This is a genomic window from Enterobacter sp. RHBSTW-00318, assembly GCF_014101375.1.
GTDB lineage: Bacteria > Pseudomonadota > Gammaproteobacteria > Enterobacterales > Enterobacteriaceae > Enterobacter > Enterobacter ludwigii.
On record NZ_JABXQH010000001.1, the window covers coordinates 4,092,256 to 4,109,936 of the forward strand.

Here is a 17,681-nt window from a genome sequence, read left to right on the forward strand (position 1 = left end):
AATGTTATTATTTGTCGGTTGTGTGACCATGGGAAATGCTATGCCTCAGATTAGCCGTACTGCGCTTGTTCCATACAGCGCGGAACAAATGTATCAGTTAGTGAACGACGTTCAGTCTTATCCAGAGTTTATTCCGGGATGTACCGGGAGCCGAGTGCTGGAGTCTGGCCCGACGCAGATGACGGCGGCGGTCGATGTCTCCAAAGCGGGGATCAGCAAGACGTTCACCACCCGCAATACGCTGACGAGCAATCAGAGTATTTTGATGCATCTGGTAGATGGTCCGTTTAAAACCCTGATGGGTGGCTGGAAGTTTACCCCCCTCAGCGCTGATGCCTGTCGCATCGAGTTCCAGCTGGACTTTGAGTTTACCAATAAACTGATTGAGCTGGCGTTTGGCCGCATCTTTAAAGAGCTGGCCTCGAATATGGTTCAGGCGTTCACGACCCGCGCCAAAGAGGTTTACAGTGTCGCATAAGATAGCTGTCGAGGTGGTGTATGCGCTGCCGGAGAAGCAATATCTGCAGCGTGTGATGCTGGAAGAAGGTGCGACCGTTGAGGCGGCTATTCGCGCTTCTGGCATCCTTGAGCTTCGTCGTGACATCGACCTGGCGAAAAATAAAGTCGGCATTTACAGCCGTCCGGTCAAACTGGCTGATGTGGTGAATGAGGGTGACAGGGTCGAAATTTATCGCCCGCTGATTGCCGACCCGAAAGAGCTGCGTCGCCAGCGTGCGGAGAAATCGGGTAAGTAGTTCGCTCTTCACCTTAAGCCTGATCTCAAAGGGGCGAGGGGGATGAAGGAAAACAAAAAAGGTGCTCATTGAGCACCTTTTTGCGTCACTGACACCTGATTATTTGGTCAGGGCAGGCTTGTTGTCGATGTTGGTCAACACACCGGCGCTGCTGAAGGTCAGCGTCAGGGTCTGCTGGGACGCGTCTTCATGGCCCGGCTGCTGACGGAATACATAGAACCAGGTGTTTGTGCCGAACGGATCGGACATCATTGGGGTTCCAAGTGCATAAGCGACCTGCTGTTGTGTCATCCCCACACGGATTTTGGACACATCGTTAGGGGTAAGGTAGTTCCCTTGGTTGATATCAGGACGGTAAACCACTTTCTCCAGAGTGGAACAGCCTGCGGTCAACATCAGAAGAACCGCTGCGGCAGCGGTCAGCATTTTACAACGCATAGTGATTTGATTCCTTTTCGGGCCCGAGCAGAACGCGGCTCATATGTTATATGCCGATGATAATAGACCTTGCCCCACTTTGAAACCGGTCTGGCGGCGTTTTTGTTGTTCTCTATGACCCTGAGATCCCGAAAAAGTTTATGCCGCCAGCAGTTCTTTCGCGTTCGCGAGCGTATTTCGCGTGACTTCACTGCCGCCCAGCAGGCGTGCCAGCTCCTGCAGACGTGCGCGTTTATCCAGTGGCTTCATGTGCGTTTCCGTCATTTCACCGTCAGTTTCTTTGCTGACGATAAAGTGATGATGACCACACCCGGCCACCTGCGGCAGGTGGGTAACACACATGACCTGCGTTGATTCACCCAACTGGCGCAACAGTTTGCCGACGACTGCCGCTGTTGGGCCGCTGATCCCCACATCCACTTCATCGAAAATCAGCGCCGGGGTTTCCATTTTACGTGCGGTAATCACCTGAATCGCCAGCGCGATACGCGACAGTTCACCGCCGGAAGCCACTTTAGAGATGGGCTGCAACGGCTGCCCCGGGTTGGTGGTGACGCGGAATTCGATACGGTCCGCACCTTCCGCCGTCAGATGGTTCTCTTCGAAACGGACATCAATGGTGAATACGCCGTGCGGCATCGCCAGCGTGTGCATGCTGTCGGTGATGTGCTGGCTCAGTTCCTGGGCGTAATGTTGACGGATCTCATGCAGCTGTTTCGCCGTCGTCAGCGCCTGTTCATGGTGCAGGTTCACCGCCAGTGACAGGGTTTCCAGCGAGTCAGCCTGATCGTCAAGCTGCTGTTGTTCATCAAGCAGGGACTGATAATAGCCAGGCAGCTCTTCTGGCGTAACGTGGTGCTTGCGCGCCAGCGAGATCTGACGGGAGATGCGTTGCTCCAGCTCAAACAGACGGTTCGGGTCGAGATCCAGACGTTCACAGTAGTGGCGCAGTTCGTCACTGGCTTCTGAAGTCTGAATCGCGGCCTCTTCCAGCATATCCAGTACGCCAGAGAGTTTGCTGTCCATGCCGGCCAGCTCGGTGATGAGCTGACGAACATTATACAGCTGGCTCTGCAGGTTCACGTCTTCACCGTCAGCCAGCATGTTAAGGGCATTCTGGCTGGTTGAGAGCAGGTGACCGCTGTTAGCCAGGCGCTTGTACTCTTCGTCGATAAGCTCAAATTCACCCGCCTGCGGGCTAAATTCGTTGAGTTCTTTAAGCTGGTATTCCAGAAGCTCAGCGCGGGCGGCACGCTCCTGGCTTTGCTGCTGGTGCTGGGCAAGCTCACGACAGCTTTGATGCCACTGGCGATAGTGCTCCGCCATGCGCTGAGTAAGTGCGTACTCACCGGCATAGCCATCAAGCAGCGCTTTCTGCTGCTCCGGTTTAATGAGTTGCTGGTGCGCGTGCTGGCCGTGGATCTGAATGAGTAACTGGCCGAGTTCGCGAAGCTGGGAAAGCGGGACTGCAGTGCCGTTGATAAAGCCGCGGGAACGACCATCGCTGCTGATAACGCGACGAAGTAAACACTCACGTCCGTCTTCCAGCTGGTTCTCTTCGAGCCAGCGCAGGGCGGCAGGGGTATCTTTCAGGGAGAAGCGAGCGCAGAGATCGGCACGGTTTGCACCCCTGCGCACCATGTCACCTTCTGCACGGCCGCCGAGGCACAAGCCGAGGGCATCTATGGCAATGGATTTACCCGCACCGGTTTCCCCGGTGATCGCCGTCATGCCGCTGTGGAAATCGATCTCAAGCTCACGAACTATGGCAAAGTTGCTGATGGTCAGTTGTGCCAGCATAATTGTTTTCCTGTATGAAAAACCATGACTGTGTTTTCATACAGTATAAACTGGTTTTATATACAGTAAAGTACTGGATGCAAAATCAGAACAATTTTTTTGACCAGCCAAGCTTCGAGCTTAATGTATTGAAATAGCTGTAATCTTTCGGGTGAATAAGATTCAGGTGGTAATCACACCGACGAATGAGAACATCTTCACCTTCCTGAATAGGCAGCGCAATCTGGCTGTCGCAGCTGATCTCCAGATCGTTACGGCGGTGCGAGAAACGCAGACGGATGGTGCTGCTGCTGTTGATCACCAGCGGACGCGCCGAGAGCGTGTGCGGGAACATCGGTACCAGGGTGATGGCATCCAGTGAAGGGGTGAGGATCGGACCACCCGCAGAGAGCGAGTAGGCAGTCGACCCTGTCGGCGTGGAGATAATCAGCCCGTCAGAACGCTGCGAGAAGGCGAAGATTTCGTCGATATAGACTTCGAACTCAATCATGTGCGCCACTTTGCCGGGATGGAGCACCACTTCGTTAATCGCGGTGCTGATGCGCTTCTGGCAGTCCTGCTGACACACCTGCGCTTCCAGCAAAAAGCGTTTTTCGCTGATATAATGACCTTCCAGCACGTCGGCCAGCTGCTGCTGGGCGTTGTCCGGATCGAGGTCGGTCAGAAAGCCGAGATTGCCGCGGTTGATACCGATGACCTTGATGTCATAACGCGCGAGCGTTCGGGCCGCGCCGAGCATATTGCCGTCGCCACCGACCACCACGGCGAGATCCGCCTGCTGGCCAATTTCCGCCAGCGTGCCGGTTTTGACGCTCTTCAGCTGCAGCTCCTGGGCAATCTGCTGTTCGACCATCACTTCATAGCCTTTGCTACACAGCCAGCGATACAACATTTCATGTGTCGTCAATGCGGTAGGGTGACGCGGATGCCCGACGATCCCAATACACCTGAAATGATTATTCATTTTCTGGAGGTCCTTGTGCCTGATGAATGATGACAATCTGTCTTGTTCCCTTGAATCCCGGAAACTGATCCCCATAATAAGCGAAGTTAGCGATATGAATGCAGAAAAACGCGGAGAAATTCATGAGTAGTAAAGAACAGAAAACGCCTGAGGGGCAAGCCCCTGAAGAAATTATCACGGAACAGCACGATGATGTTGAGGCTGTAGAGCCGGACGCATCTGCTGAGCAGGTGGACCCGCGCGATGAAAAAATTGCGAATCTGGAAGCTCAGCTGGTAGAAGCACAGAATCGCGAACGCGACAGTGTTCTGCGCATCAAGGCGGAAATGGAAAACCTGCGCCGTCGTACCGAGCAGGACGTTGAGAAGGCGCATAAATTTGCGCTGGAGAAATTCATCAACGAACTGCTGCCGGTTATTGATAGCCTGGATCGCGCACTGGAAGTGGCTGATAAAGCTAACCCGGACAACACCGCGATGATCGAAGGTATCGAACTGACGCTGAAATCCATGCTGGATGTGGTACGTAAGTTTGGCGTGGAAGTGGTTGGCGATACCAACGTTCCGCTGGATCCAAACGTGCACCAGGCGATTGCGATGGTGGAATCAGAAGACGTTGAAGCCGGTAAAGTGCTTGGCGTGATGCAGAAAGGTTATACCCTGAACGGTCGTACCATTCGTGCTGCAATGGTTACCGTGGCGAAAGCGAAAGCGTAATTTGCCATCTGTAGCGCCGGGTGGCGGCTTGCGCCGTACCCGGCCTACTCTCTACTCAGCAATACTTTCCCGAATCGGTTTTACCGGCAGGACTTTCACCTGCTTAATCATATTGTCCTGCACGTCCAGGATATCAATATCGTATTGCTCAATGCGCACCCGCGTGCCCGCCGCCGGGATCTCTTCCAGTGCTTCCAGTATCATCCCGTTTATGGTGCGTGCTTCATCTTCCGGTAAATGCCAGTTAAAGGCTTTATTGAGCTCGCGAATGTTCGCGCTACCGTCGATCAGCACCGAGCCGTCGTTTTGCGGGGTGACTTCTTCCGCAAGGGAAGGGGACATTGAGGTGGTAAAGTCCCCGACAATCTCTTCCAGAATATCTTCAACCGTCACCAGCCCCTGAATATCCCCGTACTCATTGACCACCAGGCCGACCTTCTTCTTGTTACGCTGGAACTTCACCAGCTGGGTGCTGAGCGGCGTTCCTTCCGGCACGTAATAAATTTCGTCGGCGGCGCGGAGCATCACCTCTTTGGTGAACTCTTTTTTCTCGGTCATCAGACGATAAGCTTCGCGCACGCGCAGCATGCTGATGGCATCGTCCAGAGAGTCGCGGTACAGCACGATGCGCCCGTGCGGGGAGTGGGTCAGCTGGCGGACGATGGCTTTCCAGTCGTCATTGATATCAATGCCGACGATCTCGTTACGCGGCACCATGATGTCGTTAACGCTGACCTTTTCCAGATCCAGTACCGACAGCAGCATGTCCTGATTACGCCGGGAGATCTGCGAGCGTGATTCATGCACGATGGTGCGCAGCTCTTCTTTGCTGAGCGCGCTGCTGATGGTGACGTCTGCTTTGATACCGATCATCCGCATCAGAACACGCGTCACCATGTTCAGTAACCAGACCAGCGGCATCATCAGGATCAGCAGCGGTGCCAGCAGGAAGCTGCTGGGGTAGGCCACTTTTTCCGGGTAGAGCGCGGCGATGGTTTTAGGCAGCACTTCTGCAAACACCAGCACCACAAACGTTAGCACACCGGTGGCAATGGCGACGCCGGCGTTGCCGTACAGGCGCATCCCAACGATGGTACCGAGCGCAGAGGCAAGAATGTTGACGAGGTTGTTACCGATGAGCACCAGACTGATCAGACGATCCGGTTGACGCAGCAGTTTTTCGACGCGACGGGCGGCACGGTTACCCTGCTTAGCACGATGACGTAACCGGTAGCGGTTTAAGGTCATCATGCCGGTTTCCGAGCCGGAGAAATAGGCGGAGATGACCACCATGACGATCAGCGTAATGATCAGCGTGGTGGTAGAGATGTGTTCCAGGGGGAACTCCTTTGTTACTTAGCCAGCAAATTGCTGTATGAAGCGGCTGCCAAAATAGGCAAGGGTGAGAATGCCCGCGCCCGCGACGTTGAACCAGACCACGCGACGACCGCGCCAGCCTTCATGATAATGGCCCCATAACAGGACAATATAGACAAACCACGCGATGATGGAGAGGACCGCTTTATCGATATTCTCCACGCTGAACAGGTTTTTCATATAAAACAGGCCCGTGCACAGCGTTAACGTCAGCAGCACGACACCGACCTGGGTGATGTGGAACATCTTACGCTCAATCACCATCAGCGGCGGCATCTCATGGTTAAAGGCCAGCTTTTTGTTTTTCAGCTGGTAGTCAATCCAGGCGAGCTGCATGGCATAGAGCGCGGCGATAATCAGCGTTGCGTAAGCGAAGAGTGACAGGCCGATATGCACCAGCATTCCCGGCGTCGCTTCCAGATGCGTAATAAACTCATTGGGCATAAACGTGGCCAGGGCCAGGTTGATCAGCGCGAAGGCATACACAATCGGCAGTAGCAGCCAGCCGCGGTTTTTAGAGGCGACAATGGTCATCACCGTACAGATCATCAGGCTGACCAGCGAGCCGACGTTGAGCACGCTCAGGTTCTGTACGCTGCCATCGCCGGGGATAATGCGCGATTCCAGCGCGAACGCATGGCTTATCAGTGCGATCACCGCCGAAAGAATAGCCATGCGTCGCCAGCCGCTGTTTTTTTGCAGCAGTCCAGGAATGATCAGCGCGAGGCTGACAGAGTAGGCAACAAGGGCGATCAGTGCGAAAACAGGCATATAGGCATCGACAGTTGTCTTAATAAGAAAGAGAAGCAGTATAACGTTACGTGACGCCTGCTCCAACCGTTGCATAACAACAAAGCCGCCTTCATGTTATACTCCGGCAAAATTCTGTGTATGTGTCGCTGCCAGCGACCCAACGTTTCTACTCAGGCGAGAGACAATGTTTGATAATTTAACCGATCGTTTGTCGCGCACGCTGCGCAACATCAGCGGCCGCGGACGCCTTACCGAAGACAACATCAAGGAAACGCTGCGCGAAGTGCGCATGGCGCTGCTGGAAGCAGACGTCGCGTTGCCGGTTGTTCGTGATTTTATCAACCGCGTTAAAGAGAAGGCGGTTGGTCATGAAGTTAACAAGAGCCTGACCCCGGGTCAGGAGTTCGTCAAAATCGTCCGTAACGAACTGGTTTCGGCGATGGGCGAAGAGAACCAGGTGCTTAACCTGGCGGCACAGCCACCGGCCGTCGTGCTGATGGCAGGCCTGCAGGGTGCGGGTAAAACCACCAGTGTGGGTAAGCTGGGTAAATTCCTGCGTGAAAAGCACAAGAAAAAAGTGCTGGTCGTTTCTGCGGACGTCTATCGCCCGGCGGCGATTAAACAGCTGGAAACCCTGGCGCAGCAGGTCAGCGTGGATTTCTTCCCGTCTGACGTTGCCCAGAAGCCTGTCGACATCGTTAACGCGGCGCTGAAAGAGGCGAAGCTGAAATTCTACGACGTGCTGCTGGTGGATACCGCCGGTCGTCTGCACGTTGACGAAGCGATGATGGATGAGATCAAACAGGTGCATGCCGCTATCAATCCGGTAGAGACCCTGTTTGTTGTTGACGCCATGACCGGTCAGGATGCGGCGAACACCGCGAAAGCGTTTAACGAAGCGCTGCCGTTAACCGGCGTAGTGCTGACCAAAGTGGACGGTGACGCCCGCGGCGGTGCGGCGCTTTCGATTCGTCATATCACCGGCAAGCCGATTAAATTCCTCGGTGTGGGTGAGAAAACCGAAGCGCTGGAGCCATTCCACCCGGACCGTATCGCCTCCCGTATCCTCGGCATGGGCGACGTGCTGTCGCTTATCGAAGATATCGAGAGCAAGGTTGACCGCGCCCAGGCTGAGAAGCTGGCCAGCAAGCTGAAAAAAGGCGACGGTTTTGACCTGACCGATTTCCTTGAGCAGCTGCGTCAGATGAAAAACATGGGCGGCATGGCAAGCCTGATGGGCAAACTGCCGGGCATGGGCCAGATCCCTGACAACGTAAAAGCGCAGATGGATGACAAGGTGCTGGTGCGTATGGAGGCGATCATCAACTCGATGACCCTCAAGGAACGTGCTAACCCGGACATCATCAAAGGGTCCCGCAAACGCCGTATCGCAGCCGGTTGTGGCATGCAGGTGCAGGACGTAAACCGCCTTCTGAAACAGTTCGACGACATGCAGCGCATGATGAAGAAAATGAAGAAAGGCGGCATGGCGAAGATGATGCGTGGCATGAAGGGCATGATGCCGCCAGGATTCCCTGGCCGTTAATCGCCTGGCTGTTGGCTATTTTGATGCCGGGGTGTGCCCGAAAAGCGCACCCTGGCCGTGTTTTGCAGCAGAGTTTTAACTGCTGATTGCATTTTCCCCAGAAATCAGTAAAATTTTCGGGCTTTTAATATGACACCCGGGCTCCGTTCCTCGATGGGGCCCGGTTGTTTTATTCACACAAGAGGATGTTATGGTAACTATTCGTTTAGCACGTCACGGCGCTAAAAAGCGTCCGTTCTACCAGGTTGTTGTTACTGACAGCCGTAATGCACGCAACGGTCGCTTCATTGAGCGCGTTGGTTTCTTCAACCCGATCGCTTCTGGTTCTGAAGAAGAAACCCGTCTGGATCTGGATCGTATCGCTCACTGGGTTGGCCAGGGCGCTACTGTTTCCGATCGCGTTGCTACGCTGATCAAAGCAGCAAACAAAGCAGCTTAATCTGTCACGGTGGTCATGATGAGCAATAAAGCACCTGTTGAACCGATTGTATTGGGCAAAATGGGTTCTTGCTACGGTATTCGTGGTTGGCTCAGAGTGTTTTCCTCCACTGAAGACGCTGATAGCATTTTTAATTACCAGCCCTGGTTTATCCAGAAAGCCGGTAAGTGGGAAGAAGTCGAGCTGGAAAGCTGGCGTCACCACAATCAGGACATCATCATCAAGCTGAAAGGCATTGACGATCGTGATGCCGCGAATGCACTGACTAATTGTGAAATTATCGTGGATTCGTCGCAGTTGCCGCAGTTGGAAGAGGGCGACTACTACTGGAAAGACCTTATGGGTTGCCAGGTGGTCACCACTGAAGGTTATAGCCTGGGGAAAGTCATCGACATGATGGAAACCGGGTCAAATGACGTTCTCGTCATTAGGGCAAACCTGAAAGATGCATTTGGCATCAAGGAGCGGTTGGTTCCGTTCCTCGATGGACAGGTTATCAAGAAAGTCGATCTCGCTACTCAAACGATTGAAGTAGATTGGGATCCTGGTTTTTAAATTCTCCGGATAAACGGTAAAAGACGGCGCTATGTGGATTGGCATAATTAGCCTGTTTCCTGAAATGTTCCGCGCGATTACCGATTACGGGGTAACTGGCCGGGCAGTAAAGAATGGCCTGCTGAACATCCAGAGCTGGAGTCCTCGTGACTTTACGCATGACCGGCACCGTACCGTGGACGATCGTCCTTACGGCGGCGGACCGGGGATGTTAATGATGGTGCAACCCTTACGGGACGCCATTCACACAGCAAAAGCCGCGGCAGGTGAAGGCGCGAAGGTGATTTATCTGTCACCTCAGGGACGCAAGCTTGATCAAGCGGGCGTCAGCGAACTGGCGACGAATCAAAAATTGATTCTGGTCTGTGGTCGCTACGAAGGGATAGATGAGCGCGTAATTCAAACCGAGATTGACGAAGAATGGTCTATCGGCGATTACGTACTCAGCGGTGGTGAGTTACCAGCGATGACGCTGATTGACTCCGTTGCCCGGTTCATTCCGGGTGTACTGGGCCATGAAGCTTCGGCAACGGAAGATTCCTTTGCTGATGGGTTGCTGGACTGTCCACACTATACTCGTCCTGAAGTGTTAGAAGGGATGGAAGTACCGGCGGTGTTACTGTCAGGAAACCATGCTGAGATACGTCGCTGGCGTTTGAAGCAGTCGCTGGGCCGAACCTGGCTTAGAAGACCTGAACTTCTGGAAAACCTGGCTCTGACTGAAGAGCAAGCAAAGTTGCTGGCCGAGTTCAAAAAAGAACACGCGCAACAGCAGCATGAACATGATGGGAATGCGTAATACGCTCCCGAATATCAGTTTACCCAGGATAAGAGATTAAATTATGAGCAACATTATTAAGCAACTTGAACAAGAGCAGATGAAGCAGGACGTACCTTCCTTCCGTCCAGGTGACACCGTGGAAGTGAAAGTATGGGTTGTTGAAGGTTCCAAAAAACGTCTGCAGGCATTCGAGGGCGTGGTTATCGCTATTCGTAACCGCGGTCTGCACTCTGCATTCACTGTTCGTAAAATTTCCAACGGCGAAGGCGTTGAGCGTGTCTTCCAGACTCACTCTCCGGTAGTTGACAGCATTGCTGTTAAACGTCGTGGTGCTGTACGTAAAGCTAAACTGTACTACCTGCGTGAGCGTACTGGTAAGTCTGCTCGTATTAAAGAGCGTCTGAACTAAGATTCGCTTAAGCGACATCCTGTTAAAAAGGGCTGGCCGAAAGGCTGGCCCTTTTTTATTCCATCGCACCTCTCGCATTAACACTTTCGTCATAAATCATTTACAATGCTGGCCTCTTAACGGGAGGGAAAGTGGATAACGTACTGCATCGGCATAACTGGAAACGCGCAGCGGCTTTGACCGCGCTGTTTGCGATCCTGCTGATCGTGGTTGCGCCGCTTATCTCCATCTCGCTGCAAAAAGATCCCATGAGCGCCATGCCGGGAATGCATCATGACATGAGCATGATGTCGATGGATGAGCACCATGGCGATATGCCGCACTCGATGCCCGTCGACCATGCGGAAGCGTGTGGCTACTGTGTACTGTTAGCGCATGTGCCGGGCATGATGCTGGCGCTGATTGTACTGCTCAGTGTGGTACTGCAAAGGAGTCGCGTTACACCGCCGCAACCGCCGGTCAGCCACTGGTACTTTTTCCCCTGGCTCTTTCCTGATACCCGCGCGCCGCCGCGGCAGTCTGCTTTTTCCCTTTAAAAAAAATCGATAACTTTTTGCCTTAAAAAGGAAAAGTATGACTACCTGCACTCCGCGCGCGGCATGGGGAAACCTGCTGCGTCGACTCCATTTCTATGTCGGGCTGTTTGTTGGCCCGTTTATCTTCTTCGCCGCGCTGACCGGTACGCTGTATGTGGCGACGCCGCAACTGGAAAACGCGCTCTACCGGCACGCGTTGCACACGGATTCGGTGGGAGAGGCGCAGCCTCTGGCCGAGCAGATTGCCGTGGCGGAAAAAGCCGTGGGTTCAGATCTGCGCCTGCATGCCGTTCGTCCGGGGCTGGTTGACGGTGATACTACCCGCGTGATGTTCGCTGACCCGGCGCTTGGCCCGTCGGAGAACCGCGCTATCTTTGTGGATCCCGTGAGCCTTGAGGTGCGGGGCGATATGACGGTGTACGGCACGAGTGGCATTCTGCCGTTGCGCCAGACCATCGATTATCTGCACACCTCGTTGATGCTTGGCGATGTCGGGCGGCTCTATAGCGAGCTGGCCGCCTCCTGGATGTGGGTTGCCGCGCTGGGGGGAATCGCCCTGTGGTTTTACACCCGACCAAAACGTCGGATGAACAACCGTTTCCAGAACCGCCGTCGTGTGCATGTGGCACTGGGCTGGGTGTTGCTGGGGGGAATGTTATTGTTCTCAGCGACAGGCCTGACGTGGTCTCAGTGGGCGGGCGGTAACGTGGATACACTGCGTGCCCGGATGAACTGGCTTACGCCGCAGGTCAATACTACGCTCTCCGGTGTGCCTGCCATCATGGACGAGCACGCTGAGCACCGGGGGCATCATAGCGGGATGATGATGCCCGCGATGGTGATGGATCCGACGCTTTTTGATGACGTCCTGCATGCCGCCCGCACGGCGGGTATAGATGCCAGCAAGCTCGAAATCCGCCCGGCGAAAACGGCTGAACAGGCCTGGACCGTGACGGAAATCGATCGCAGCTGGCCGACTCAGGTCGACGCGGTGTCGGTCGATCCGCACGCCATGCACATTCTGGACAGAACCCGGTTTGAAGATTTCCCCTTAATGGCAAAACTGACCCGCTGGGGCGTGGATTTCCACATGGGGATCTTGTTTGGGCTGGCCAATCAGCTGTTGCTGATCGCGTTCGGTATTGCCCTGTGCGTGCTGATCGTCTGGGGATACCGGATGTGGTGGATGCGTCGTCCGGCGCAATCGGCCGTGAACCCGGTTCAGACGCTCTGTCAGAGCTGGCTGGCGCTATCGGGATGGGGAAGAGCCGTCACGGCGATGGTGAGTGTCCTGCTGGGGCTGGCGATGCCGGTGATGGGGGTGAGTCTGGCCCTGTTTGTGCTGGGCGACTGGCTGCGCTGGCGAGCGGCAACAGGCGTGTCGCTCGCAGAATCATCGGTTAAATAACCTTATGGCGTGCTGATAACCACCGCAACCCGGCGGTTTTCAGCGCGCCCTTTTGCAGTACTGTTGCTCGCAACAGGGTATTTTTTGCCTAACCCCTGCGTGGTGAGGTTGCTGCGCGGGATATTGGCTCCCTTCGCCCAGGCGTCGGCTACCGCATTTGCACGTTTCAATGACAGCGCTTCGTTGTAGCGCTCTTCGCCGTAGTTGTCCGTGTGACCGTCCATACGCGCGTGGTTCAGGCCGGTTGCCGCGAGGCGAGAGGCCATGGTCTTGATCTGCGTTTCACTTTCCGCACGCAGCCTGGCGTCATTTTTATCAAACAGGATGGTATCTGACAGGCCAAGAGACCAGTCGCCGTTCAGTTCGTTAAAACCGTAAGACTTCATCGCCGCAATTTGCTCAGGAGTGAACTTGCCTTGCGGCGGTGACTGGCAACCTGCCAGCACGACTGAGGCTAATAACAACGGCGCGAAGTATCGCTTTAACATATCGTTTCCCTTCTAATTTATCGTTTTTGTACGCTGGTTTTTAACCAGGTACATATTGCGGTCGGCTTTCTCCAGTAATGCTTCCACAGAACCATTTTCCCACGCCAGAGCAAAGCCAATACTGAGTGACATTGATGCTTTTTGCCCGTTATGCAATTCGAACGGGCGGATAAACTGCTGCGATAAGGCAGCACAAAGATGTTGAACCTCAGGCTCTGAATGGACGCCGTACAGCACCATGGCAAACTCGTCGCCGCCAAGGCGGTATGACTGATGGCGCTTATCACCGAACTCGACCATTCTTCTGGCGACTTCAATCAGCACACAGTCTCCTGCCGCGTGTCCCCAGGTGTCATTAATAAACTTAAAATTATCACCGTCGAGGAAGAGCAGGGCCGAGTTTGTTTTTGCTGAGGGGTCATTCATTAATGCCGCGATGCTGTTACGAAACGCCGCACGGTTGGCAAGACCCGTCAGCGGGTCGTGCATGGCGGTGCGTAATAGCTGGGCGTTTTTCGCCTGCAGTTTAAGCTGCCACTCCTCCATTTCATCCAGAAGGCTGTTGAAGTCCTCGCCAAACTGGTGAAATTCTTCAATGCGCCCGTCTTTCACCCGTCGGGAGAAGTTACGGTTAGTGCGTACGTCATGAACGACGTCAGTAATGTTTTGCAGCGCTGTAACCATGCCGTGATGCAAGGATTGCGTAATGGTCAGTGCGACCACCGTCGCAAACAGAATACAGCCGGTGAGAACGGCAAACGACATCCAGATGAAGTGGCTTATCAGGCTGTCACGCGCGGTAAGGCGTATTTCGCCAATCGTTGAGCCGTTATGGAATACGGGCTGGGAAATCGGCTCGGGGAAAAGCCAGCGGCTGACCAGTGCGCCCAGAGTGTCGTTGTTATCCGCCGGGTTCCACGACCAGTACGCAAAGCGTTTTTTGTGCACGTTGAGGACTTCAGCCACGGCAAACTGGCCCTGTTTGCCAAGGGCGGCAAGCGTTTCATTGGCTGCCACTGAATCGTTGAACACCAGGGAGGCTTCAAGGCTGTGGCTCATGGTGGCGCCGGTTAATTCGAGATTCTTTTGTGCGTATTGCTTTAATGTCACGACGGAGGCAAAACAGAGGAGCAGCCATATTAATGTCATCGTGATGATGACGCTTATCATGCTGATTCGTCTGAGTGTTCTTTTAAACGTCGGACGTGGCGCTGAAGTGAAATCTTTATCCATGCTGCTTATTCCGTGCGAGCATTAATACATCCGGATTGACTCTCACGCCACTGCGAGTCAGCGCATCCAGATTGACGGAAAACCGGACATGGTTGCGATCAATTATCAGGCAAAAGGCGCTGCCAATAATACATTCCGGATTTTGCTCTGAGATTAATAGCAATGCTCTGCCCTGATACTGACTTATTAATTCACGTTGTTTTACGGGGGATTCCGCCCCGAAATAAATAGCATCACACGTCGCGGACAGGGTTTCCTGATCGTTACGCACAATAACGGGGGTATAAGGTAATTCGCTTTGCCCGTCCTTGCTGGTGAGTGCATGCGTGTAGTGAGAAGAAGCATAAACACAGAGTTTTGGCTGGCCGGAAAGTGACGGCCATCGGGTGTAGCTCACAATACCTGAAACGATCGAACGTACCGATTTATCGGTTTCGGTGAACGTGCCTGCCGCTGCTGGGCCCACCATAAGGAACAGCATTAGCACCAGAGTGAGTCGGAAAAAAGAGATCAAGAATAAATTTCTCACCAGAATCCGCCACTTCGCTCCGGAAATAGATGTCCTTAAGAGTTGTGGGCAGAATACCATTGTTTATCAGAGCCGTCATTATGTCAGAATTTTCCCTGCCTCGACCTAAGCTAAATCCTACACTTTGTTATATTCCGGTGAATAAAAAGAGGCTTAATTAAGTCTGCTGGAGCGCATGCTTTCATCCATGCCTTTTTGCCATGACTCGTGCAGTTTTGCTGCATTTTCAGCAGTATCGCAGCTGGCAGGAAAAGATTTGCCCGCTAATCCCCAGGCGTGGAGAAAACCTTCTTCACACACTTTCTTCTGTCCGTCTGCATATCCCCGGAGATATTCACTACGATCAACATGCGGATCATTAAAATTATCGGCCAGCGTCTGGTTATCTTTAACCGGCAGACCATTCATGGCGTCTTCTTTACCTGCATCAAACCAGCTGGGGCTGGTCCAGTCCGGGTGGAAGGTATAAGGATTGATTTGGCAACCCGATAAAATGAGCGACAACAGCACCAGAGCAATTGAACGCATAGCCATTCTCCTTTTTTCTTCAGCATAGCCTGGTAACGGAAAGTAAGTGGTGTAATTTAAAGTTTACGGATCTGGCGGCTGATTTTTGCAATAAATTGGCATTCGTAAAGAAAAGTGTACGTATTTTGGATTGAAATCTTTACTTGTTATGGTATCGTTGTTTCACCTCTTCGAGGAAAACAACTATCGCAAACGAGCTTTACAGGATCGCAATCATGCAAAAAGACGCGCTGAACAACGTACACATCACTGACGAACAGATTTTGATTACTCCGGATCAACTGAAAGCGGAATTCCCACTGAGCGTCGCGCAGGAGGCTCAAATTGAGCACTCGCGTCAGACCATTTCAGACATTATCGCTGGCCGCGATCCGCGCCTGCTGGTGGTATGTGGTCCTTGTTCTATTCACGATCCTGAAGCCGCCATTGAGTACGCTCGTCGATTTAAAACATTAGCGGAGGAGGTCAGCGATAGCCTCTATCTGGTAATGCGCGTCTATTTTGAGAAGCCACGTACCACCGTTGGCTGGAAAGGGTTGATTAACGATCCGCACATGGATGGCTCGTTTGATGTGGAAGCAGGGCTGAAAATTGCGCGTCGTCTGCTGGTGGAGCTGGTCAGCATGGGGCTGCCGCTGGCCACTGAAGCGCTGGATCCGAACAGCCCGCAGTACCTGGGCGACCTGTTTAGCTGGTCTGCCATTGGGGCACGCACCACAGAATCACAAACCCACCGCGAGATGGCGTCTGGTCTGTCGATGCCGGTTGGTTTTAAAAACGGTACCGATGGCAGCCTGGCCACCGCAATTAACGCCATGCGTGCCGCGGCAATGCCGCACCGTTTTGTTGGCATTAACCAGGCGGGGCAGGTTTGCCTTCTGCAAACGCAGGGTAACCCGGATGGTCACGTGATCCTGCGCGGTGGTAAAGCACCGAACTACAGCCCGGCAGATGTGGCACAGTGTGAAAAAGAGATGGAGCAGGCGGGACTGCGCCCGGCACTGATGGTAGATTGCAGTCATGGTAATTCGAATAAAGATTACCGTCGTCAGCCTGCGGTTGCGGAATCTGTGGTGGCACAGATAAAAGATGGCAACCGTTCTATTATCGGTCTGATGATTGAGAGCAATATTCATGAAGGCAATCAGTCATCTGAACAACCGCGCAGCGCAATGAAGCACGGCGTATCCGTCACGGATGCCTGCATCAGCTGGGAAACCACCGACGCGCTGCTGCGTGAGATCCATAAAGATTTAAGCGGCCAGCTGGCGACGCGTCTGGCTTAAGAGGGTAGTTATGGTTGCTGAATTGACCGCGTTACGCGATCAAATTGATGAAGTGGATAAGGCGTTGCTGGACCTGCTGGCGCGCCGTATGGCTCTGGTTGCCGAAGTGGGTGAGGTAAAAAGCAAATACGGCCTGCCGATTTACGTCCCGGAGCGTGAGGCATCCATGCTGGCCTCGCGGCGCAAAGAGGCCCAGGCGCTGGGCGTCTCGCCGGATCTGATTGAAGATGTCTTGCGTCGCGTAATGCGGGAATCCTATTCCAGCGAAAACGATAAGGGCTTCAAAACCCTCTGTCCGTCCCTGCGCCCGGTGGTTATTGTGGGTGGTGCGGGCCAGATGGGGCGTCTGTTTGAAAAAATGCTGACGCTTTCTGGTTATCAGGTTCGCATTCTGGAAAAAGAGGACTGGGAACACGCGCCAGCGCTGATGGCCGATGCGGGGATGGTTATCGTCAGCGTGCCTATCCACGTGACGGAGCAGATCATCGGCAAGCTTCCACCGTTGCCGAAAGATTGCATCCTGGTTGACCTTGCATCGGTCAAAAATGGCCCTCTGCAGGCGATGCTGGCGGCGCATACTGGCCCGGTGCTTGGCCTGCACCCGATGTTTGGTCCGGACAGTGGCAGCCTGGCGAAGCAGGTTGTGGTGTACTGCGATGGTCGTCAGCCGGAGGCCTATCAGTGGTTCCTGGAACAGATCCAGGTATGGGGTGCCAGGTTGCACCGGATCAGCGCGGTAGAGCACGATCAGAACATGGCGTTCATTCAGGCGCTGCGCCACTTTGCGACCTTTGCCTACGGTTTGCATCTGGCGGAAGAGAATGTGCAGCTTGAACAGCTGCTGGCGCTCTCTTCACCGATCTATCGCCTGGAGCTGGCGATGGTCGGACGTTTGTTCGCTCAGGATCCACAGCTTTACGCCGACATTATTATGTCCTCTGAGAACAACCTGGCGCTTATCAAACGTTATTACCAGCGGTTTGGTGAAGCGATCACCTTGCTGGAGCATGGCGATAAACAGGCGTTTATCGACAGCTTCCGTAAAGTCGAGCACTGGTTTGGCGATTATGCGCAACGTTTTCAGAGTGAGAGCCGCACGCTTTTGCGTCAGGCAAATGACAGTCGCCAGTAATGCGATGA

At 53.8% G+C, this 17,681-nt stretch carries 21 protein-coding genes; 12 read left to right on the forward strand and 9 right to left on the reverse strand.

What is annotated here, in order from left to right; translation table 11 throughout:
• Window positions 1–40 precede the first annotated feature (40 nt).
• Window positions 41–478, forward strand: coding sequence for a type II toxin-antitoxin system RatA family toxin (locus tag HV157_RS20210; protein ID WP_024908332.1), 438 nt, complete (start codon window positions 41–43; stop codon window positions 476–478).
• Window positions 468–755 (forward strand): RnfH family protein, encoded by a 288-nt coding sequence (locus HV157_RS20215; protein ID WP_032680464.1) that lies wholly within the window; start codon window positions 468–470, stop codon window positions 753–755. The genes HV157_RS20210 and HV157_RS20215 overlap by 11 nt, the downstream gene beginning before the upstream one ends.
• Before the next feature lie 99 nt (window positions 756–854).
• Here HV157_RS20215 and bamE read toward each other — a convergent pair whose 3' ends face one another.
• The 3 genes from bamE to nadK form a co-directional block, all read right to left on the reverse strand.
• A complete protein-coding gene (bamE, locus tag HV157_RS20220; RefSeq protein WP_014171256.1) occupies window positions 855–1,193 on the reverse strand; it encodes an outer membrane protein assembly factor BamE in 339 nt (112 codons plus the stop codon).
• A gap of 138 nt (window positions 1,194–1,331) precedes the next feature.
• Window positions 1,332–2,993: a DNA repair protein RecN gene (recN, locus tag HV157_RS20225; RefSeq protein WP_182268878.1), complete on the reverse strand. Its 1,662-nt coding sequence runs from the start codon at window positions 2,991–2,993 to the stop codon at window positions 1,332–1,334.
• 85 nt (window positions 2,994–3,078) lie between these two features.
• Window positions 3,079–3,957, reverse strand: a complete 879-nt coding sequence (nadK, locus tag HV157_RS20230; RefSeq protein WP_020883909.1) for an NAD(+) kinase — start codon at window positions 3,955–3,957, stop codon at window positions 3,079–3,081.
• Between the two features lie 122 nt (window positions 3,958–4,079).
• Here nadK and grpE point away from each other — a divergent pair, with 122 nt between their 5' ends.
• On the forward strand, window positions 4,080–4,673 hold the full coding sequence (grpE, locus tag HV157_RS20235; protein ID WP_020883911.1) for a nucleotide exchange factor GrpE: 594 nt from the start codon (window positions 4,080–4,082) through the stop codon (window positions 4,671–4,673).
• Between the two features lie 51 nt (window positions 4,674–4,724).
• Here grpE and HV157_RS20240 read toward each other — a convergent pair whose 3' ends face one another.
• Window positions 4,725–6,011: an HlyC/CorC family transporter gene (locus tag HV157_RS20240; protein ID WP_032670206.1), complete on the reverse strand. Its 1,287-nt coding sequence runs from the start codon at window positions 6,009–6,011 to the stop codon at window positions 4,725–4,727.
• An 18-nt stretch (window positions 6,012–6,029) separates the two neighbouring features.
• A complete protein-coding gene (locus HV157_RS20245) occupies window positions 6,030–6,821 on the reverse strand; it encodes an inner membrane protein YpjD (protein ID WP_003863130.1) in 792 nt (263 codons plus the stop codon).
• A 166-nt stretch (window positions 6,822–6,987) separates the two neighbouring features.
• Here HV157_RS20245 and ffh point away from each other — a divergent pair, with 166 nt between their 5' ends.
• The 7 genes from ffh (at window position 6,988) to HV157_RS20280 (ending at window position 12,477) form a co-directional block, all read left to right on the forward strand.
• On the forward strand, window positions 6,988–8,349 hold the full coding sequence (gene ffh / locus HV157_RS20250) for a signal recognition particle protein (RefSeq protein ID WP_014171250.1): 1,362 nt from the start codon (window positions 6,988–6,990) through the stop codon (window positions 8,347–8,349).
• Between the two features lie 190 nt (window positions 8,350–8,539).
• On the forward strand, window positions 8,540–8,788 hold the full coding sequence (gene rpsP / locus HV157_RS20255) for a 30S ribosomal protein S16 (RefSeq protein WP_014171249.1): 249 nt from the start codon (window positions 8,540–8,542) through the stop codon (window positions 8,786–8,788).
• 15 nt (window positions 8,789–8,803) lie between these two features.
• Window positions 8,804–9,343 carry a ribosome maturation factor RimM gene (gene rimM / locus HV157_RS20260; RefSeq protein WP_032670210.1) on the forward strand — a complete coding sequence of 180 codons (540 nt, stop codon included), beginning with the start codon at window positions 8,804–8,806 and terminating at the stop codon, window positions 9,341–9,343.
• A gap of 31 nt (window positions 9,344–9,374) precedes the next feature.
• Window positions 9,375–10,142 carry a tRNA (guanosine(37)-N1)-methyltransferase TrmD gene (gene trmD, locus HV157_RS20265; RefSeq protein ID WP_014171247.1) on the forward strand — a complete coding sequence of 256 codons (768 nt, stop codon included), beginning with the start codon at window positions 9,375–9,377 and terminating at the stop codon, window positions 10,140–10,142.
• A 43-nt stretch (window positions 10,143–10,185) separates the two neighbouring features.
• Window positions 10,186–10,533 carry a 50S ribosomal protein L19 gene (gene rplS, locus HV157_RS20270; protein WP_002914145.1) on the forward strand — a complete coding sequence of 116 codons (348 nt, stop codon included), beginning with the start codon at window positions 10,186–10,188 and terminating at the stop codon, window positions 10,531–10,533.
• A 131-nt stretch (window positions 10,534–10,664) separates the two neighbouring features.
• Window positions 10,665–11,069 carry a DUF2946 domain-containing protein gene (locus HV157_RS20275; RefSeq protein ID WP_182268879.1) on the forward strand — a complete coding sequence of 135 codons (405 nt, stop codon included), beginning with the start codon at window positions 10,665–10,667 and terminating at the stop codon, window positions 11,067–11,069.
• A gap of 37 nt (window positions 11,070–11,106) precedes the next feature.
• The gene (locus HV157_RS20280) at window positions 11,107–12,477 is read left to right on the forward strand and encodes a PepSY-associated TM helix domain-containing protein (RefSeq protein WP_182268880.1); all 1,371 of its coding nucleotides are present in this window, start codon (window positions 11,107–11,109) and stop codon (window positions 12,475–12,477) included.
• 2 nt (window positions 12,478–12,479) lie between these two features.
• Here HV157_RS20280 and HV157_RS20285 read toward each other — a convergent pair whose 3' ends face one another.
• The 4 genes from HV157_RS20285 to HV157_RS20300 form a co-directional block, all read right to left on the reverse strand.
• Complete coding sequence (locus HV157_RS20285; protein WP_014171244.1) at window positions 12,480–12,965, reverse strand: OmpA family protein; 486 nt, start codon at window positions 12,963–12,965, stop codon at window positions 12,480–12,482.
• 12 nt (window positions 12,966–12,977) lie between these two features.
• Entirely contained in the window at window positions 12,978–14,198 is a 1,221-nt protein-coding gene (gene dgcN, locus HV157_RS20290) for a diguanylate cyclase DgcN (RefSeq protein WP_047366092.1), read from the reverse strand.
• Window positions 14,191–14,679 carry a YfiR family protein gene (locus tag HV157_RS20295; RefSeq protein ID WP_233100377.1) on the reverse strand — a complete coding sequence of 163 codons (489 nt, stop codon included), beginning with the start codon at window positions 14,677–14,679 and terminating at the stop codon, window positions 14,191–14,193. Before HV157_RS20295 ends, dgcN begins: the two co-directional genes overlap by 8 nt.
• Window positions 14,680–14,880: 201 nt before the next feature.
• Window positions 14,881–15,255: a DUF2799 domain-containing protein gene (locus HV157_RS20300; protein WP_020883919.1), complete on the reverse strand. Its 375-nt coding sequence runs from the start codon at window positions 15,253–15,255 to the stop codon at window positions 14,881–14,883.
• A gap of 215 nt (window positions 15,256–15,470) precedes the next feature.
• Here HV157_RS20300 and aroF point away from each other — a divergent pair, with 215 nt between their 5' ends.
• Together aroF and tyrA are read left to right on the forward strand one after the other, a co-directional pair.
• A complete protein-coding gene (gene aroF, locus HV157_RS20305; RefSeq protein WP_025203434.1) occupies window positions 15,471–16,541 on the forward strand; it encodes a 3-deoxy-7-phosphoheptulonate synthase AroF in 1,071 nt (356 codons plus the stop codon).
• 10 nt (window positions 16,542–16,551) lie between these two features.
• Complete coding sequence (gene tyrA, locus HV157_RS20310; RefSeq protein ID WP_014171239.1) at window positions 16,552–17,673, forward strand: bifunctional chorismate mutase/prephenate dehydrogenase; 1,122 nt, start codon at window positions 16,552–16,554, stop codon at window positions 17,671–17,673.
• The last annotated feature ends 8 nt before the right edge of the window (window positions 17,674–17,681 follow it).

Coding starts and splice junctions, on each gene's coding strand:
- HV157_RS20295 (WP_233100377.1), bottom strand. CDS start 14,679: ATGCTGTTCCTTATGGTGGGCCCAGCAGCGGCAGGCACGTTCACCGAA.
- grpE (WP_020883911.1), top strand. CDS start 4,080: ATGAGTAGTAAAGAACAGAAAACGCCTGAGGGGCAAGCCCCTGAAGAA.
- HV157_RS20245 (WP_003863130.1), bottom strand. CDS start 6,821: ATGCCTGTTTTCGCACTGATCGCCCTTGTTGCCTACTCTGTCAGCCTC.
- ffh (WP_014171250.1), top strand. CDS start 6,988: ATGTTTGATAATTTAACCGATCGTTTGTCGCGCACGCTGCGCAACATC.
- aroF (WP_025203434.1), top strand. CDS start 15,471: ATGCAAAAAGACGCGCTGAACAACGTACACATCACTGACGAACAGATT.
- rplS (WP_002914145.1), top strand. CDS start 10,186: ATGAGCAACATTATTAAGCAACTTGAACAAGAGCAGATGAAGCAGGAC.
- recN (WP_182268878.1), bottom strand. CDS start 2,993: ATGCTGGCACAACTGACCATCAGCAACTTTGCCATAGTTCGTGAGCTT.
- bamE (WP_014171256.1), bottom strand. CDS start 1,193: ATGCGTTGTAAAATGCTGACCGCTGCCGCAGCGGTTCTTCTGATGTTG.
- dgcN (WP_047366092.1), bottom strand. CDS start 14,198: ATGGATAAAGATTTCACTTCAGCGCCACGTCCGACGTTTAAAAGAACA.
- HV157_RS20300 (WP_020883919.1), bottom strand. CDS start 15,255: ATGCGTTCAATTGCTCTGGTGCTGTTGTCGCTCATTTTATCGGGTTGC.
- rimM (WP_032670210.1), top strand. CDS start 8,804: ATGATGAGCAATAAAGCACCTGTTGAACCGATTGTATTGGGCAAAATG.
- trmD (WP_014171247.1), top strand. CDS start 9,375: ATGTGGATTGGCATAATTAGCCTGTTTCCTGAAATGTTCCGCGCGATT.
- rpsP (WP_014171249.1), top strand. CDS start 8,540: ATGGTAACTATTCGTTTAGCACGTCACGGCGCTAAAAAGCGTCCGTTC.
- HV157_RS20285 (WP_014171244.1), bottom strand. CDS start 12,965: ATGTTAAAGCGATACTTCGCGCCGTTGTTATTAGCCTCAGTCGTGCTG.
- tyrA (WP_014171239.1), top strand. CDS start 16,552: ATGGTTGCTGAATTGACCGCGTTACGCGATCAAATTGATGAAGTGGAT.
- HV157_RS20280 (WP_182268880.1), top strand. CDS start 11,107: ATGACTACCTGCACTCCGCGCGCGGCATGGGGAAACCTGCTGCGTCGA.
- nadK (WP_020883909.1), bottom strand. CDS start 3,957: ATGAATAATCATTTCAGGTGTATTGGGATCGTCGGGCATCCGCGTCAC.
- HV157_RS20210 (WP_024908332.1), top strand. CDS start 41: ATGCCTCAGATTAGCCGTACTGCGCTTGTTCCATACAGCGCGGAACAA.